A 16,847-nucleotide genomic window follows, 5' to 3' on the forward strand; every position below is an offset into this window, starting at 1 on the left:
AAACTTGCATATCATCGTAATGGGGGTTTCAGGCTCGGGAAAGTCAACGGTTGGGGAAAAGTTGGCTTCAGCCCTTAATCTGCCCTTTCTTGAGGGCGACAGTCTGCATCCCAAGGCGAATGTCGACAAGATGGCCTCCGGAATTCCGCTGCAGGATGAAGATCGCTGGCCTTGGCTCGATAAGATTGGCGAACGACTGGCAACGGCAGAAAACGGTATAATCGTCTCCTGTTCATCGCTTAAAAAGAGCTATCGCGACCGCTTGCGCAATGCATCTCGTGGTCCACTGTTGTTCGTGTTCCTTGATGGAAACTTCGATGTGTTGTATGAGCATATGGGCCACCGTACCGGGCATTTTATGCCGGTGGCAATGCTTGAAAGCCAGCTCGCAACATTGGAAAGCCCTGTTGGCGAGCCCCTTGTATTCCGTGCCGATGTTGCTGATCCGATTGAGAAAATTGTTGCTGCAAGTCTCAACTGGGTTCAGGTAACTGTGCAGGCAGACAATCTACTTTAACGGCCAGAAGAACATGAGCGCTGGAACAGTCGCAAGTGCGATGATGATCGATAGCGGCAGTCCAAGCCTCGGATAATCGCTGAACTTGTAGCCGCCAGGCCCCATCACAAGCGTATTGCACTGGTGCCCGATTGGCGTGAGAAAATCGCAACCCGCACCAATCGCCACCGCCATCAGGAATGCTTCTGGTTTGAAACCAAGGCCCGAAGCAAAACTTGTGGCAATTGGGGCCATCACCAGCACGGTTGCCGCATTGTTGAGAAACGGCGTGACCATCATAGCCGTGACCAGAATAAGCGCCAGTGCGCCAGCTGGTGGTAGTTGGTGACCTATGCTCGCCAACCCCTCCGCAATAAGCTCTGTACCGCCTGTGGTACGAAGGGCATCGGATACAGGTATCAGTGCTGCAAGCATCACCAGAATAGGCCCGTCAATCTCATCATAGACTTCATTGATCGGAATAACTTTGAAGAGCAGCATGGAAACCGCCGCCGCGAAGAACGCAACGGCGACAGGAACGAGGCTGAGTGCTGTCGCGCCGATTGCTGCAATCAGGATTGCCAGTGGGATCAAACCGCGCCTCACACTACCGAGCATAAGTTTGCGCCGTGCGAGCGGCAACAGCTCAAACTCAGGCAGATAAGCCGAGAGAGCAGCCTGTCGTCCTTGAAGGACGACCACATCACCGAAACCGAGTATGACTTCGCTTAAGCGTTCTGTAATGCGTTCACCGGGGCGACTGACGGCAAGCAGGTTGACCTCATAGCGCGAATAAAGGTCAAGCCGCTGGGCGGTAAGCCCGACAAGCCGCGAGTTCTTTCCAATCACGGCTTCCACAACTTCAATATCTGTCGAACCGCTTGTGTCGGAAGGATTGCGGTTTTCGCTTAAAGTCAACTTGCCCGAATTGACGACGAGGTCGAGTGCTTTCGGATCACCTTCAAGCAACACCACGTCACCCTCAGCGAGAACCGTATCGGGCAGGGGTGTCATCCGCTGTTTCTTACGGATGATTGCTGTCACCATGGCCTCACCTTCGGCAGGCTTGATGAGATCAGTGATACGCTTGCCGACCATAGGCGAGTTTTTCAAAATACGCGCTTCTGAAGCGTAATTTTTGATCTTGATTGCTTCATCGAGTGATACGCTCTCGCGCGCACGCTGGGGCACGAGCCAATAAAAAGTAACGAGATAAATCAACCCAACAACTGCCAGAACCGCACCAACCGGCGTAAAATCAAACATGGTGAAGGGTTCGCCAACCATCTCACCACGAATGCGCGAAACCACAATGTTGGGTGAGGTGCCCACTTGCGTCATCAGGCCACCAAGAAGTGCGCCAAATGCCATCGGCATCAGAAATGTTGATGGGGAAACATTGGAACGGCGTGCAAACTGAAATGCAACCGGGATCATGATTGCCAGGGCACCCACATTTTTCACGAATGCGGATAGAACCGTGACGATCGCCACAAGAACAGCGAGTTGTAAACGCACGCTGTTCATTTCGGGAAGAAAGCGCTGCACCGCCTCTTGCATAAGCCCGGATCGTGCAACGCCAGCGCTAACGATGAGTGCGCTACCGACGATAATGACGATATCGTCACTAAAACCCGTAAAGGCTTTATCGAAGGGTACAACCCCGACACCCACAGCCAGCAGCAGTGAGCAAAGAGCCACAATATCGTAGCGAAACTTACCCCAGATAAATGCCCCCATCATGAGAATAATCACGGCGAAGGACAGTATCTGCTGGTGGGTCATCCTATGCGCTTACCTCGAAAAGAGAAAAATATTCTACTTTGTGTAGCGCATAAAAAAGAAAACGAAAACGGATAATTAAAGCGCCGAGCGCCCTGTTGGGCGCGCAAAGGTCGCTCTAACACTTTAAAATTAGGGCATAATTTTACCTTAAACTGATCCAAGTTTAAGGAATTATGCTCTAAATCGAATTCTTATGTATCGGGCGCTCAGAATCCTGAACGCCCGACACTGAATTTAGTTGCTTACGCGACGTCCGTCGGCACCGAAAATATGAATGTCCTTAGCAGACGCACCGATCTTGACAACTTCATCGACGGAGTGTTCCGAACGCCCCTGAACACGGAAGATCAGCGGCTTGCCATCGGTGAGTGAGCTGTGAATATAGCTCTCCGCACCGACCAATTCGATTGCATCAATGCGCACCTCGGCATTGAAGCCATCAGCTTCCGGTTGACCATTTTCTATGATGCGAATGTCTTCCGGACGCACGCCAAAGCTATACTTGTCCGAAGGCAGGGTAACAGCCTTACCCGGCTGCCAGACGTTCTTCTCATCGCTTTCAAGCAGGTTCATGGATGGTGAACCAATGAATGTTGCAACGAAGGTCGAGGCTGGCTTTTCATAAAGTTCGATCGGCGTGCCAACCTGTTCGATATTGCCAGCGTTGAGAACGACAAGACGGTCTGCCATGGTCATGGCTTCCATCTGGTCGTGGGTCACGTAAACGCTTGTGGTGCCAAGCGAACGCTGCAGGCGCTTGATTTCGACGCGCATCTGCACCCGGAGCTTGGCGTCGAGGTTAGACAGTGGCTCATCAAAAAGGAATGCAGCCGGTTCACGCACGATAGCGCGCCCCATGGCAACACGCTGGCGCTGACCGCCTGAAAGCTGGCGTGGCTTGCGATCAAGGAACTGCTCGATTTCAAGCGCCTTCGCAGCCTTCGCGATACGACGTTCGATTTCGTCCTTCGGTGTTTTGCGGTTTTTCAGACCGTATGCGAGATTATCGCGCACAGACATATGCGGGTAGAGCGCATAGTTCTGAAACACCATTGCGATGTCCCGCTCAGCAGGTTCCACATCGTTAACGACGCGATCGCCAATGGCGATCGTGCCGGAACTGATGCCCTCAAGGCCAGCGATCATGCGCAGAAGTGTTGACTTACCGCAGCCAGAAGGGCCAACGAGGACGACAAACTCACCGTCCTTGATCTCCAGCGAAACGCCTTTGATGACTTCAATACCGCCGCCATAGCTCTTGCGGACATTATCAAGAATGATCTTGCTCATTATTTTTCCGTTTCAACGAGACCTTTGACGAACCAGCGCTGCATCAATACCACCACGAGGATAGGCGGTATGATAGCCAGAATGGCCGTTACCATGACGTAGTTCCACGGTGTGGAAGCATCGGCGAAATCCACCATGCGGCGCAGGCCGATGATGATGGTGTTCATTTTCGCGTCATTGGTGACGAGCAGCGGCCACAAATACTGGGTCCAGCCATAAATGAAGAGAATGACGAAGAGGGCAGCGATATTCGTCTTCGACAGCGGCAGCAGAATGTCACGCATGAAGCGGAACGGTCCTGCATTATCAATGCGTGCAGCTTCGACCAGTTCACCGGGAATGGTGAGGAAGAACTGACGGAAGAGGAACGTCGCCGTTGCCGATGCCATAAGTGGCAGTGTCAGGCCTGCATAGGTATCGATCATACCGAGATCGACGATGACCTTATAGGTCGGCAGGATACGCACTTCGACGGGCAGCATAAGCGTGACGAAGATCATCCAGAAGAAGAACATGCGGAACGGAAAGCGAAAGAACACAATCGCAAACGCCGACATGAAGGAAATGATGATCTTACCGACCGCAATCAGCATTGCCACTACAAACGAATTCCACAGAAGCCGTTCGAGGCTGACGCCGACCACACGCTCGACGCCACCGAAAATGGCGTCGCCATAGTTTTCCATCATGTGCCCACCGGGCACAAGCTGGATTGGCGGACGAATGATATCGCCAGAGGTCAGTGTCGAAGCGACGAAGGTATAATAAATCGGAAAGGCAACAACGATGATCCCGATGATCAGGATCAGATGGCCTAACAGATTTGAGACTGGGCGTTTTTCAATCATGGTCGCCTCACTCACGAATAATGCACGCGCTTCTCAATGAAGCGGAACTGGAATGCGGTCAGGGCGATTACGATAATCATCAGAATAACCGACTGCGCCGAGGAGGAGCCGAGGTTAAGATTGACGAAGCCGTCGTTATAAACCTTGTAGACCAGGGTTTCGGTGGCTTTGGCAGGACCACCGCCAGTGACGGCATGGATGATGCCGAATGTATCGAAGAAGGCATAAACCGTGTTGACCACCAGCAGGAAGAACGTTGTTGGTGCCAATAGCGGGAATACAATCGACCAGAAACGCCGCGCGCCGCGCGCACCGTCAATGGCTGCCGCTTCGATAAGTGATTTCGGGATTGCCTGAAGGCCCGCGACAAAGAACAGGAAGTTATAGGAAATCTGTTTCCATGCCGCTGCACCCACAATCATGGCCATCGCCTGATTGCCGTTGAGCAGTGGATCCCAGGCAAAGCCGCTGCTGCGCAGCAAATATGCAAGTGTCCCCATGGCGGGATTGAACATGAACAGCCACAGCATACCAGCGACAGCCGGTGCCACGGCGTAAGGCCAGATCAGCAACGTACGATAAAATGTCTTGCCGCGAATGACACGGTCGGCGGCCGTTGCAAGCAATAATGCTGCGCCCATGGCTACAAAAGCGGTCAAAAGATTGAAGACAATCGTAACCTGAACAGAATGCAGGTAATTGGGGTCGGCCAGCACGTTCGTAAAATTGGCGAGCCCAACGAATGTAGATTTCAATCCAAATGCGTCTTCGCGCATGAAGGACTGGTAAATTGCCTGACTTGCTGGCCAGAAGAAGAAGATCACAGTCAATATGATCTGCGGGGCCAGCAGGAAGTAGGGTAAGATCTTGTTTGGAAACGTGACTTTCTGCACGGGAAGTTTCCTTGCGGATAGCAATGCCGCCAACCCCTTGTGTGGGCAGGCGGCACGCTCTAGTTCATCAGATTATTGTGCTGCTGCAATCGCTGCGTTTGCGCGTTTTACGGCGTTATCAAGCGCAGTCTTTGCATCCTGCTTACCACCGAGCATGGCCTCGAATTCCTCATTGAGGATGTCGCGAACCTGCGGCAGATTGACGAGGCGAACACCCTTGGAGTTTTCCGTTGGAGCCTTGCCCATCATCTGAAGGATTGGTGTTTCACGGCCCGGATTCTTTTCATAGAAATCCGAGTTCTTCGTTGCTTCATAAGCAGCCATCGTCACAGGCAGATAGCCGGACTTTTCATGCAGCTTCTGCTGAATCTTGGTCTGCGAAAGGAAGTTGAAGAACTGCGCAATGCCTTTGTACTGGTCATCGCTGAGGCCAGCAAAGACCCAAAGGCTGGCGCCACCCGGGATGGTGTTCTGTGGACCATGACCTTCATAGTAAGGAAGCTGGCCAATGCCGTAATTCATGCCCGACTTGACGACATCGCCAAGGCCGCCCGAAGATTCCGTCAGCATCGCGCATTCGCCGGAAGTGAAAAGCTGCTTTGCTTCAGATGTACGGCCGCCGTAACGGAAGGTACCATCCTTGGCGAGGTCAGCAATAGCCTGGAAGTGCTCAACGAAAAGAGGTTCGTTGATCTTGAGTTCGACATTGGTGCCGCCGAGGCCGTTTTCATTGGTGCCGTAGGAAACGTTGTTCCAGGCAGCAAAATTTTCGGTCTGAATCCAGGTGAGCCAGGTCGAAGTGAAGCCACAGGCAGATGCGCCGCTCGACTTGATCTTCTTGGCTGCTTCAAAAACTTCTGGCCAGGTCTTTGGCGGGTTGTTTTCGTCGAGACCAGCCTTCTTGAAAGCGTCCTTGTTATAATAAAGGATTGGCGAAGACGAATTGTACGGGAAGGACAGCATAGTGCCGTCTGGTTTCGAGTAATAAGCAACAATGCCTGGCAGGTACTGCGACTTGTCGAACTTGAAGCCACCGTTTTCGAGCACTTCAGCAGCAGGAACCATCGCACCTTCAGCGGCCATCATGACACCGCTCCCGGCATCGAAAACCTGAATGATTGCTGGCGGCTGTTTCGAACGGAATGCGGCGATGCCCGCATTCAACGTTTCAGGGTAGCTGCCCTTATAGACCGGAACGATCTTGTATTCGCTCTGGCTTTCATTGAACTCTTTGGAGAGCTCATTGACCATTTCGTTGTTGGCACCGGTCATGCCGTGCCACCAACTGAGCTCCGTCTGTGCGAAAGCCTGCGAACCAATGGTGAGGGCGAGGGCGCCAGTCAGCGCCGAAGTCGTGATCAGACGGGTAAGCATATTTCCTCCTCGGAAATGAGGTTGCGTTAACATCAAGAGTGGAATCCTCCGCTCGGGGTGCCGGAACCTGCATTATTGTTATTACACTTATATGACTGCAATTTCACTGGATCAACTTCCAGATGGCTATAATAGAATAAAACCGAAAATGTTAATGGTTAAAAGGAAAAAAAGCGAAAAAGAATCTATAATATTGGGGAGAAGATGTGGATAGTTTTCTAATCCATCTCTTTATCTTAACAACAACAGCTCTCGACCCTGTAGCCGCCTTACAAACTATCTCCGCATTTGTTCCGTGCTCCTTAGAATTGGATGACCTTTTTGCTCCCATTAAGAGTGCGGTATAAAATTCAGTAAACTCAGGGGCTTGCGTGACCACAAGAATCTCAATTATGTGGTTGCTAACCTTTGAGGGTTGCCGTTGAGTGTGCTCGACATATAGTCAATCCTTACAATCATACATTAGTGCGCCGTGCGTCATTTCGGACGCACAAAGGACGCTCTAAACTATTGAATCTACGCATCGGCCGAAAAAATCGATTCCGATTTTGGAGGCCGATGCCGCAGAGTAATTGCATATATGGAGCAGGTTGCTGTTCCGAAAACCGCATGACGGAGTTTTTATGCCCAATCGCACTGACTGGAATGCAGCCTCATTGTCTGCAAAGTTTTATTCCAGAATCTGGGGCAAGAATGAACCTGGTGGCGTTATTATCGGGTTCGATCCGCAAGGCGTTAAGTTTGCTTATGCAGGTGGCCTGGAAAGTCTCGCGACTAGGGTTCCTTTCACAGCCAACACCGTTGTCCGCTACGCATCTATAACCAAGCATATCTTCTGCACCATGGCATTGCGTCATGCAGATGTGATCGACCTCAACGATAGGCTTGGCGATCATCTGCCAGAGTTGCAGAGCCCCTTGGCTGACGTTTCTATCGGTCGTGCGCTTGATATGACGTCGGGCTTGCCGGATGTGCGCGAATGCCTGACTCTGCTGGGATTGTCCGTCTATACAAATACCAATGCGGAAAGCCTTTTAGAGTTTCTTTCAACAATGAACCGGCTGAACTTCAATGCCGGTAGCGAAATTTCCTATTCCAATACGGGGTATAGGCTCGTTGAGGCAGCATTTGAACGTAAAGGGCTGTTTTTTAAGGATTTTGTTAAATCAGAAATCAGCGACCTGCTCGACACATCGATTGAAGTCCCGGACATTTGGGCCGACCCCGTCAAAGGACTTGCACCGGGCTATTGGAAGTCTGGAGACAAATGGCAGGAAAGCACGGCTGGCCTTCAACTTTCCGCGTCAGGCAGTCTGGCAGGCAGTGGAATGGTGCTCACAAAATGGGCGCAGGCTCTCCTTGAAGACAAGGGGCCGTTTAACGGTCTGCTTTCGCGACTTTCAGCTGAACGTTTCCTCAATGACGGACGACCAACCGGCTACGGCCTTGGTTTGCGTTGGAATGAAATTAGCGGCGCACGCTTCATTGGTCATGGTGGATCGCATCCGGGTTATAAAAGCTATTTTCTGCTCGACCCTGCGGAGAAAACCGGAATCATAGTTGTGAGCAATCGCGAAGACGCTGATGCTTACAAAATTGCGCGCGACTGCATGGCCGCACTCAATGAATTGGATCTGCCTGATACCAGCTGCACCATTCCGGACGGAATATATGTAACTGAAACAGGGCCGTTCTGGATTGAGATGCAGGAAGGTGTCGCTAATTATCTTGGTGCTGAAGATCGTCTCTACGATATAGGCGATGGCTGGTTCTCTTCTCTATCTCCGTCATCGCCAATGACGTTGCGCTGGACTGGCGATGCGCTGCAAGGCGAAATCGGTCATGTAGAGCGCGAATTGAAATCTGTAGCCGCTCGCCCCGCAGGTAAAGAGTTTGATGGCCAGTGGACTGCACCACTTTATGGAGCCTCCTTCACTATCGACAATGGCCATATCATCATGGGAATTGGTCCAACGCGACAGGTCATGCCATTGGAGGATCTCGGACATGGCCGAGCGCTGTTCACATTGCGCGATGGGCCATGGAGCAAGCGCATCTGTATCCATATGCTCGATGAAGATCGTCTCGAACTGGTACTTAACCGCAGCCGCATGATTGAATATCAGCGTTGAAAGCGCTCTAAATATTTGTTTTAACGCGCAGCTTTGTCCGAAAACCGTTTTGCATTGGACAATGCGAAAAAACGGATAGTTACAGCAGTTCCAACGACTCAGTCTTAACTGGAACCGCTGTATGTTATTTTCGGGAAATTGATTCCGAAAATGATTTTGAAGGGAGTGAGCCAATGCTTGAACAGATGATCGATCAGGGTGCTGGTCGCGAACCTGCCGATATCGTGCTGAAAGGTGGCCGCTTCTTTGATCTTGTAACCGGTGAACTGGTTGAAAGCGACATTGCGATCAGCGGTGACCGCATCGTGGGCACCTTTGGGAGCTATCAGGGCAAACAGGAAATAGATATTTCGGGACGCATCGTCGTACCGGGTTTTATAGATACGCATTTGCATATCGAGTCCTCACATATCACGCCGCATGAGTTCGACCGTTGTGTATTGCCGCAAGGTGTAACCACTGTCGTCTGTGATCCACATGAAATTGCTAATGTGCTGGGTGCGGAAGGCCTGCAATATTTTCTCGATAGTTCGCTTGAAACCATCATGGATATTCGCGTTCAGCTCTCGAGCTGCGTACCGGCAACACATATGGAAACCTCGGGTGCAGAACTTCTGATCAACGATCTGCTGCCTTTTGCCGATCATCCCAAGGTCATTGGACTGGCCGAATTCATGAATTTTCCAGGCGTTCTCTCCAAAGATCCCGAATGCATGGCGAAGCTCAAAGCATTTCAGGGACGCCATATCGATGGTCACGCGCCACTTCTGCGTGGGCTTGATCTGAATGGTTATATTGCTGCCGGTATTCGCACCGAACACGAGGCGACAAGTGCTGAGGAAGCACTTGAGAAGATGCGCAAGGGGATGCATGTGCTCGTGCGTGAGGGCTCAGTGTCGAAAGACCTTCATGCATTGATGCCGATTATTACCGAGCGCCATTCGCAGTTTCTCGCGCTCTGTACCGACGATAGAAATCCTCTCGATATCGCCGATCAGGGACATCTTGATTATCTCATCCGCACGGCCATTGCCGGAGGTGTTGAGCCCCTTGCTATCTATCGCGCAGCCAGTGTTTCAGCAGCGCGTGCATTTGGCATGTTTGATCGCGGACTGGTCGCGCCGGGAAAACGCGCTGATCTCGTGATCGTTGACAGCCTCGAAGGTTGTCATGCCGAAATCGTGCTTTCGGCGGGCAGGGTGGTTTCCGAAGAACTGTTTTCGCGTCGCAACCCGATTGCAGAAGTCGGACGCAACAGTGTGAAAGCACCGACAGTCAGTGCGTCAAACTTCAGGTCGCAATCCAATAGCGGCAAGACGCGTGCAATCGGCATCATTCCGGGCAAAATCATCACCGAAAGTCTCGAATTTGACCTGAAGGTGGGACCACACGGCGTTGAACCCGATCTTGAGCGCGACGTTGTCAAAATCGCAGTCGTCGAGCGGCATGGAAAAAATGGCAATATCGCCACAGGTTTCGTCCATGGATTTGGTTTGAAAGCGGGCGCAATTGCTTCAACTGTCAGTCACGACAGCCACAATATCTGCGTTGTCGGTGTCTCGGATGAAGATATCGCTGCTGCCGCCAACCGCTTGGGTGAAATTGAAGGTGGCTTTGTCGTTGTGCGCGATGGCAAAGTGCTCGCAGAAATGCCTTTGCCGATTGCCGGACTGATGAGCATTGAACCTTATGAAACAGTCCGAGAGCAGCTTCGCGAGCTTCGCCATGCAGCCGAAGAGCTTGGCTCAATTCTTGAAGAGCCATTCCTTCAGCTGGCTTTTGTTGCGTTGCCAGTTATCCCACATCTGAAGATCACAGATCGCGGACTAGTCGATGTCGATAAATTCGAGTTTGTTGGAAACTAGAGCATTTCCAGCAAAAGTGCGAAGCGGTTTTGCGTCGGATAATGCGAAAAAACAAAGAGATAGAGCATTTCCAATGATTCAAGAAAAACAGGAAATGCTCTAATAAAATCAGCGATCAATTCGCGTAGAAAGAATGATCGAGGACATGGTGCGCTCAACACCTTCGAGCGCACCAATCTTATCCAGAACAACATCCAGTTCCTGTATCGACGGCGCTTCGACCACAACAATCATATCGAAATGGCCGCTGACTGAGTGCAGCGTGCGAACCGCCATGATGCTGCGCAGTGCGGTTTCAACCTTTGGTGCAAATTTCGGTAGTGCTGTCACCAGCACATGCGCACGCACCAGATCACGCTCAAATTCCGGAGCGATTCGAACGGTATAGCCTTCGATTACACCCCGCTTTTCCAGCTTTTCCAGCCTGCTTTGTACAGTCGTGCGTGACACGCCGAGCCTTCTTGCAAGGTCGGCTGTGGAGGCACGGGCGTTTTCACGCAACAGGGCGATAAGGGCAAGATCAGCATTTGTCGTCATAATGCATATTGCATACGTCATATTGCACAAACAAACAACGTGAAATCGTCAGTTTAAATACTTCTTTTCGCCGAAATTTGTGCGATTCTTTGGGAATTGAAATTGCATTACCCAACATGCCTTGATTAAGGGGAAAACACATGAAAGAGATCGTTGTTGTAGGCGCGGGCAAAATCGGCGCGACCATTGCCGATCTTCTGGCTTCGACTGGTGATTATGCTGTAACGGTTGTTGACCGTTCGCAGACACAGCTCGATGCGTTAGACACTGGTGCAGAGGTCAAGACTCAGGCTCTCGACATCGCAGACGCCAAGGCTCTTGAAGCAGTTCTTACCGGTAAGTTTGCAGTTCTGAGCGCTGCACCATTCCAGCTGACCACGCTCATTGCAGAAGCAGCTGCGAAGACCGGCGTTCATTACCTCGACCTCACCGAAGACGTTGCCAGCACCAAGCGCGTCATGGAACTGGCGCAGGACGCAAATACCGCGTTCATTCCACAGTGTGGTCTGGCTCCGGGCTTCATCTCGATCGTTGCTTACGATCTCGCAAAGCGCTTCGACACGCTTGAAAACGTGCGCATGCGCGTTGGCGCTCTGCCAGAATTCCCGTCCAATGCTCTTAATTACAACCTGACCTGGAGCACCGACGGCCTAATCAACGAATATATCGAGCCATGCGAAGCCATCGTAAACGGCCAGCTGACCAAGGTGCCAGCACTTGAAGAGCGTGAAGAGTTCTCGCTCGACGGCGTGACCTACGAAGCTTTCAACACGTCGGGCGGCCTCGGCACGCTTTGCGATACGCTTGAAGGCAAGGTTCGCACGCTCAACTACCGCACGATCCGTTATCCGGGCCACGTTGCGCTCATGAAGGCGCTGCTCAACGATCTCGGTCTTCGTCATCGCCGTGAAGTGCTCAAGGACATTTTCGAAAATGCTCTGCCAAGCACGCTGCAGGACGTTATCGTGATTTTCGTAACCGTTTCCGGCACAAAGAACGGCCGTCTGGTTCAGGAAACCTACGCGAACAAGGTTTATGCCAATCAGGTTGGCAAGATCGTTCGCTCGGGCATCCAGATTACGACCGCTTCAGCCATCTGCGCCGTGCTCGACATGCTGGCCAAGGGCGAAATTGCACAGAAGGGCTTCGTTCGTCAGGAAGACATTACGCTTGATGCATTCCTCGCAAACCGCTTCGGCAAAGCCTATGCACAAGACGATCATTCGACGCGTCTCGTTGCCTGAAAGCACCGTTGAGGCCATATCAGACCCGTTGCGTTAAACACGCAGCGGGTCATTTTGCGTTCAGTCAATGACACCAAAGTTGCGATTGAATTTGTTCGGCTTTACGGGCAATCCGAACTGAGGACTTCATAAAAAGCCCGTAACAAACAAGTGGAATAGGGAAGCGATGTTTAAAACAATTTTGCTGGCCGGACTGGCCTCCGTCGTTCTTGCCTTGCCTGTGCAGGCAAAGGAATGGAAAGAAATCCGTATTGCCAGTGAAGGCGCTTATCCGCCCTTCAACTTCATGTCGCCAAGCGGCAAGCTTGAAGGCTTCGACATTGATATTGCCAATGCGCTTTGCGAAGCCATGGAAGCCAAGTGCGAGATCGTTTCCAATGACTGGGATGGCATGATCCCGGGCCTGCAGGCCAACAAGTTTGATGCCGTTATTGCTTCGATGGCAATCACTCCAGAGCGTGAAAAGCAGGTTGCTTTTTCGGATCGCTATTACACGACGCCACTGGCAGTCGTGGTTCCTAAAGACACCGACATTACCTCGCTTGAGCCTTCTGCATTCGACGGCAAGACCGTAGGCGCACAGGCTGGCACCACACAGGGCAACTATGCCGATGACGTCTATGGCAAGGCTGGCGCAGATGTGAAGCTCTATCCAACGGCTGACGAAGCAAATGCCGATCTGGAAAACGGTCGTATTGACGCTATCGCAGCTGACAAGTTTTTGGCCGCCGACTGGCTGAAGAAGCAGGGCGCTGATTGCTGCAAGTTCCTGGGCGATATTCCGGGTTCTGAAACCAAGATTTCCGTTGCTCTGCGTCAGGGTGACGATGATCTGCGTGAACAGTTCAACGCAGCGATCAAAAAGATCCGTGACAACGGCACTTACGAAACAATTCGCAAGAAGTATTTCGACTTCGACATCTACTGATAAAATTATCGGACGCCGCTCAATCTTTAACTTGAAACAAGCGGCGTCCGGTGCTTCATTCGATCCATAATATTGCGGGCTGGCAACACGCAAAACAGAACCATAACAACGGTCAAGGGGAATATTATGCTAAAATCAATCCTGTTCGCAGGCGTCGCTTCCATTATCGCCGCACTTCCAGCACAGGCGAAAGAATGGAAGGAAATCAAGATTGCAACGGAAGGCGCTTATCCTCCGTTCAATTTCGTCGCGGCTGATGGTTCTTTGCAGGGGCTGGACGTTGATATTGCGAATGCGCTTTGCAAGGCAATGGAAGCCAAGTGCACGATCGTCGCCAATGATTGGGACGGTATGATTCCGGGCCTTCAGACCAACAAATTTGATGCCGTTATTGCATCGATGAGTGTAACGGAAGAGCGCCAGAAACAGGTATCTTTCACCGACAAATATTATTCGACACCGCTGTCGGTTGCCGTTCCGAAAGACAGTCCAATCACTGCGCTTGATGCAGAAGCCTTCAAGGGTAAATCAATCGGCGCGCAGGGATCGACCACGCAGGCAACCTATGCCGAAGACGTCTACGGCAAAGCCGGTGCCGATGTGAAACTTTATCCGACTGCAGACGAAGCCAATGCCGATCTCAAAAGTGGGCGCCTTGACGCCGTCATTTCGGACAAGTTCCCGATTTCCGATTGGATTAAGGGCGATGGCGGTGCGTGCTGCAAACTGATTGGCGATGTACCGGGTACGCAGACAGACACAGCTATTGCTGTGCGTAAGGACGACAACGATCTGCGTGAACAGTTCAACGCCGCAATCAAGAAAATCCGTGAGGACGGCACCTACGCAACTGTGGTGAAGAAATATTTTGACTTCGATATTTATTGATCGAAGATAAGTTACTTGTAAAAAGTTTCACTCTTTGATGTATGCAAGGGCGCGCTGGCACATCGTCAGCGCGCTCTTTCGTGTGATGGGATTGGCGGGAATACCATGCAGCAACAAGATGTCATCGTTCTGGGGGCAGGTATCGTCGGAGTTTCCGCAGCGCTGCATCTGCAAGCGCGCGGTCGTTCGGTTGTTCTGGTTGATCGAGGTGAACCGGGGCAAGGCACAAGCTTTGGTAATGCTGGTCTTATCGAACGCTCCAGCGTTATTCCGTATTCATTTCCTCAAGGCTTTGGCACACTGCTGCGCTATGGCCTTAATCGTCGTTCCGACGTGCGTTATGATCCATTCTATGTGTCGCGCATTGCGCGCTGGCTATTCCAGTACTGGCGTGAATCCTCACCAGAACGGCTAAAAATTGCAACAAATGCAATGCTGCCGCTTATTGAAGCGAGTGTTCGCGAACATGATGTGCTGATTGCCCAAGCTGGTTGTGAAAGGCTTGTTCGTTCGCAGGGCTGGATCGAGGTGTTCCGCAATGAACCGGCATTCAATGCGGCCGTGCAGCGCCTTCCGCAATTACAGCCCTATAATCTCGCCTATGATGTGCTTGATTCCAATACGCTAAGGCAAAGGGAAACGACCCTTGGTGCGGTTGCCGGTGGCATTCATTGGCTTGATCCCAAAACGATCGTCAATCCCGGTGGTCTTGTGCAAGCCTATGCTGATCTTTTCCGGCAAAACGGTGGAACTTTCGTGCATGGTGATGCGGCCTCACTCGTTGAAGCCGGAAATGGCTGGCAGGTGACCACCGAACAAGGTCCGATCTCTGCACGCGATGTTGTGGTGGCTCTTGGTCCTCAGTCCGGCCTGATTTTCCAGAAATTCGGCTATGCAATTCCGCTCGGTATCAAGCGTGGACATCACATGCATTTTGAAATGCAGGATGGTGCGCGGCTCGGCCATACACTGGTCGATGAGGAGGCCGGTTATGTACTTGCACCGATGGTGCAGGGTGTGCGCCTTTCGACAGGCATTGAGTTCGCTTCGCCCGATGCACCTGCCAACTTCATTCAGCTTAAACGAGCAGAAAAGGTTGCCCGCCGCCTTCTGCCGCAGCTGGGTAATGCTGTGGAAGCAAAACCCTGGCTCGGTTTGCGTCCTTGTCTACCAGATATGCGTCCAGTGATCGGGCCAGCACCACGCCATAAGGGACTCTGGTTTGATTTCGGTCATGCCCATCATGGTCTGACGCTTGGACCGGCCAGCGGCCGCTTGCTTGCTGAAATGATGACAGGCGAGGAGACATTTACCGATCCTGCACCTTATTCAGCAAAACGTTTCCAATAAGCGACTTCAAATATTAGCGAGCGGCCTTGTCAGCAGCGGTATCGCGGGGTTATCAATTCGGTCTCCGTCCAATCCGCGTTCTGCGGCCAAACTGATCCGGAAAAATCTCGTGAAAATGAAAACTTTGGGCCGTACAGGCCTCAATGTAACTGAAATCTGCCTTGGCACCATGACATGGGGCGTGCAGAATACTGAAAACGACGCCCACGAACAGCTCGATTATGCCGTCGATGCTGGTGTCAACTTCATCGATACTGCCGAAGGTTATGCAATTCCGATGAGCCCGGAAAGCTACGGTAAGACCGAAACCTATATTGGCAACTGGTTCAAAAAGTCCGGCAAACGCGACCGCGTCATCCTTGCCAGCAAAATCGCAGGTGGTGGTCGTCAGGAATGGATCCGCGGAGGTGCAAAGCCAAGTCGTGCAAGTGTTGCTGATGCGGTGAATGACAGCCTGAAACGTCTTCAGACAGATTATATCGATCTTTACCAGATTCACTGGCCATCACGTCCGCATTACCATTTCGGTCAGGGTTGGAGTTTTGATCCATCCAAAGTTGACCCGAAGGCCGAAACCGCACAGATTCACGACGTTCTTCTCGGCCTTGAAGATGCAGTTCGTGCGGGCAAAATCCGTCATGTTGGCCTTTCCAACGAAACGGCCTGGGGCACGATGCAATGGCTGAAAATCGCTGACGAGCACAAGCTGCCGCGTATGGCGTCAATCCAGAATGAATATGGCTTGCTACAGCGTCAGTTTGATTTCGATCTGGCAGAAGTTTCGTTGTTCGAAGACGTTGGGTTGCTCGCTTACTCAACGCTTGCTGCTGGCGTTCTGACCGGTAAATATCTTGGCGGAAAGATTCCTGAAGGCTCGCGCGCTTCCGTTACTGATGGTGGCCTTTGGCGCGACAATTCCCATTCAGAGCCTGCCATTCGCGCTTACATTGAAGTTGCAAAGAAGCACAATCTCGATATCGCGCAGATGGCAATCGCCTTCTCGCTGACGCGCCCCTTTATGACCTCGGTCATTATCGGAGCGACATCAGTAGAACAACTGAAGATCGATATCGCGGCGAGCGAAGTAAAGCTTTCAGATGAAGTTCTGGCAGACATTGAAAATGTCTACCGCACCTATCCGCGTCCACTTTAATTAAAAAAGGCCAGCCGCGTGTTTTGTGGCTGGCCTAGCCTTCATATCGACGTTCTAACCTATT

The 16,847-nt window shown here is 51.7% G+C and carries 14 protein-coding genes; 8 read left to right on the forward strand and 6 right to left on the reverse strand.

The window, feature by feature from the left end:
* Nucleotides 1-19 precede the first annotated feature (19 nt).
* Nucleotides 20-517, forward strand: coding sequence for a gluconokinase (locus C9380_RS14430; protein WP_128094436.1), 498 nt, complete (start codon nucleotides 20-22; stop codon nucleotides 515-517).
* On the opposite strand, the gene C9380_RS14435 is transcribed toward C9380_RS14430, so the two are convergent.
* The 5 genes from C9380_RS14435 to ugpB form a co-directional block, all read right to left on the reverse strand.
* On the reverse strand, nucleotides 509-2,281 hold the full coding sequence (locus tag C9380_RS14435; RefSeq protein ID WP_128093849.1) for an SLC13 family permease: 1,773 nt from the start codon (nucleotides 2,279-2,281) through the stop codon (nucleotides 509-511). The genes C9380_RS14430 and C9380_RS14435 overlap by 9 nt on opposite strands.
* A 234-nt stretch (nucleotides 2,282-2,515) precedes the next feature.
* Entirely contained in the window at nucleotides 2,516-3,571 is a 1,056-nt protein-coding gene (locus tag C9380_RS14440) for a sn-glycerol-3-phosphate import ATP-binding protein UgpC (protein WP_024896271.1), read from the reverse strand.
* Nucleotides 3,571-4,419 carry a sn-glycerol-3-phosphate ABC transporter permease UgpE gene (gene ugpE / locus C9380_RS14445; RefSeq protein ID WP_094574358.1) on the reverse strand — a complete coding sequence of 283 codons (849 nt, stop codon included), beginning with the start codon at nucleotides 4,417-4,419 and terminating at the stop codon, nucleotides 3,571-3,573. Before ugpE ends, C9380_RS14440 begins: the two co-directional genes overlap by 1 nt.
* 11 nt (nucleotides 4,420-4,430) lie before the next feature.
* Complete coding sequence (ugpA, locus tag C9380_RS14450; RefSeq protein ID WP_024896269.1) at nucleotides 4,431-5,312, reverse strand: sn-glycerol-3-phosphate ABC transporter permease UgpA; 882 nt, start codon at nucleotides 5,310-5,312, stop codon at nucleotides 4,431-4,433.
* Nucleotides 5,313-5,384: 72 nt separating this feature from the next.
* Nucleotides 5,385-6,686, reverse strand: coding sequence for a sn-glycerol-3-phosphate ABC transporter substrate-binding protein UgpB (gene ugpB, locus C9380_RS14455; protein WP_024896268.1), 1,302 nt, complete (start codon nucleotides 6,684-6,686; stop codon nucleotides 5,385-5,387).
* A 623-nt stretch (nucleotides 6,687-7,309) separates the two neighbouring features.
* Between ugpB and C9380_RS14460 the strand changes: the two genes are divergently transcribed.
* Nucleotides 7,310-8,818, forward strand: a complete 1,509-nt coding sequence (locus C9380_RS14460) for a serine hydrolase domain-containing protein (protein ID WP_128093850.1) — start codon at nucleotides 7,310-7,312, stop codon at nucleotides 8,816-8,818.
* Between the two features lie 173 nt (nucleotides 8,819-8,991).
* Nucleotides 8,992-10,683, forward strand: a complete 1,692-nt coding sequence (gene ade, locus C9380_RS14465) for an adenine deaminase (RefSeq protein WP_128093851.1) — start codon at nucleotides 8,992-8,994, stop codon at nucleotides 10,681-10,683.
* A 108-nt stretch (nucleotides 10,684-10,791) separates the two neighbouring features.
* Here the strand turns inward: ade and C9380_RS14470 are convergent, their stop codons facing one another.
* The gene (locus C9380_RS14470) at nucleotides 10,792-11,220 is read right to left on the reverse strand and encodes an Lrp/AsnC family transcriptional regulator (protein ID WP_024896265.1); all 429 of its coding nucleotides are present in this window, start codon (nucleotides 11,218-11,220) and stop codon (nucleotides 10,792-10,794) included.
* A 140-nt stretch (nucleotides 11,221-11,360) separates the two neighbouring features.
* Here C9380_RS14470 and C9380_RS14475 point away from each other — a divergent pair, with 140 nt between their 5' ends.
* From C9380_RS14475 to C9380_RS14495, 5 genes are all read left to right on the forward strand, one after another.
* Entirely contained in the window at nucleotides 11,361-12,464 is a 1,104-nt protein-coding gene (locus C9380_RS14475; RefSeq protein WP_024896264.1) for a saccharopine dehydrogenase family protein, read from the forward strand.
* A gap of 166 nt (nucleotides 12,465-12,630) precedes the next feature.
* Complete coding sequence (locus C9380_RS14480; RefSeq protein ID WP_024896263.1) at nucleotides 12,631-13,392, forward strand: ABC transporter substrate-binding protein; 762 nt, start codon at nucleotides 12,631-12,633, stop codon at nucleotides 13,390-13,392.
* A 126-nt stretch (nucleotides 13,393-13,518) separates the two neighbouring features.
* A complete protein-coding gene (locus C9380_RS14485) occupies nucleotides 13,519-14,280 on the forward strand; it encodes an ABC transporter substrate-binding protein (protein ID WP_111787125.1) in 762 nt (253 codons plus the stop codon).
* 105 nt (nucleotides 14,281-14,385) lie between these two features.
* Nucleotides 14,386-15,630, forward strand: coding sequence for an NAD(P)/FAD-dependent oxidoreductase (locus C9380_RS14490; RefSeq protein WP_128093853.1), 1,245 nt, complete (start codon nucleotides 14,386-14,388; stop codon nucleotides 15,628-15,630).
* A gap of 115 nt (nucleotides 15,631-15,745) precedes the next feature.
* Nucleotides 15,746-16,783: an aldo/keto reductase gene (locus C9380_RS14495; protein ID WP_128094437.1), complete on the forward strand. Its 1,038-nt coding sequence runs from the start codon at nucleotides 15,746-15,748 to the stop codon at nucleotides 16,781-16,783.
* Nucleotides 16,784-16,847: the final 64 nt, after the last annotated feature.

Origin of the sequence: Brucella pituitosa, from assembly GCF_003049685.1 — a bacterium.
Lineage (GTDB): Bacteria > Pseudomonadota > Alphaproteobacteria > Rhizobiales > Rhizobiaceae > Brucella > Brucella pituitosa.

Excerpts from the sequence above, each read along its gene's own strand:
- C9380_RS14430 (WP_128094436.1), top strand. The coding sequence starts at position 20 with ATGGGGGTTTCAGGCTCGGGAAAGTCAACGGTTGGGGAAAAGTTGGCT.
- C9380_RS14435 (WP_128093849.1), bottom strand. The coding sequence starts at position 2,281 with ATGACCCACCAGCAGATACTGTCCTTCGCCGTGATTATTCTCATGATG.
- C9380_RS14440 (WP_024896271.1), bottom strand. The coding sequence starts at position 3,571 with ATGAGCAAGATCATTCTTGATAATGTCCGCAAGAGCTATGGCGGCGGT.
- ugpE (WP_094574358.1), bottom strand. The coding sequence starts at position 4,419 with ATGATTGAAAAACGCCCAGTCTCAAATCTGTTAGGCCATCTGATCCTG.
- ugpB (WP_024896268.1), bottom strand. The coding sequence starts at position 6,686 with ATGCTTACCCGTCTGATCACGACTTCGGCGCTGACTGGCGCCCTCGCC.
- C9380_RS14460 (WP_128093850.1), top strand. The coding sequence starts at position 7,310 with ATGCCCAATCGCACTGACTGGAATGCAGCCTCATTGTCTGCAAAGTTT.
- ade (WP_128093851.1), top strand. The coding sequence starts at position 8,992 with ATGCTTGAACAGATGATCGATCAGGGTGCTGGTCGCGAACCTGCCGAT.
- C9380_RS14470 (WP_024896265.1), bottom strand. The coding sequence starts at position 11,220 with ATGACGACAAATGCTGATCTTGCCCTTATCGCCCTGTTGCGTGAAAAC.
- C9380_RS14475 (WP_024896264.1), top strand. The coding sequence starts at position 11,361 with ATGAAAGAGATCGTTGTTGTAGGCGCGGGCAAAATCGGCGCGACCATT.
- C9380_RS14480 (WP_024896263.1), top strand. The coding sequence starts at position 12,631 with ATGTTTAAAACAATTTTGCTGGCCGGACTGGCCTCCGTCGTTCTTGCC.
- C9380_RS14485 (WP_111787125.1), top strand. The coding sequence starts at position 13,519 with ATGCTAAAATCAATCCTGTTCGCAGGCGTCGCTTCCATTATCGCCGCA.
- C9380_RS14490 (WP_128093853.1), top strand. The coding sequence starts at position 14,386 with ATGCAGCAACAAGATGTCATCGTTCTGGGGGCAGGTATCGTCGGAGTT.
- C9380_RS14495 (WP_128094437.1), top strand. The coding sequence starts at position 15,746 with ATGAAAACTTTGGGCCGTACAGGCCTCAATGTAACTGAAATCTGCCTT.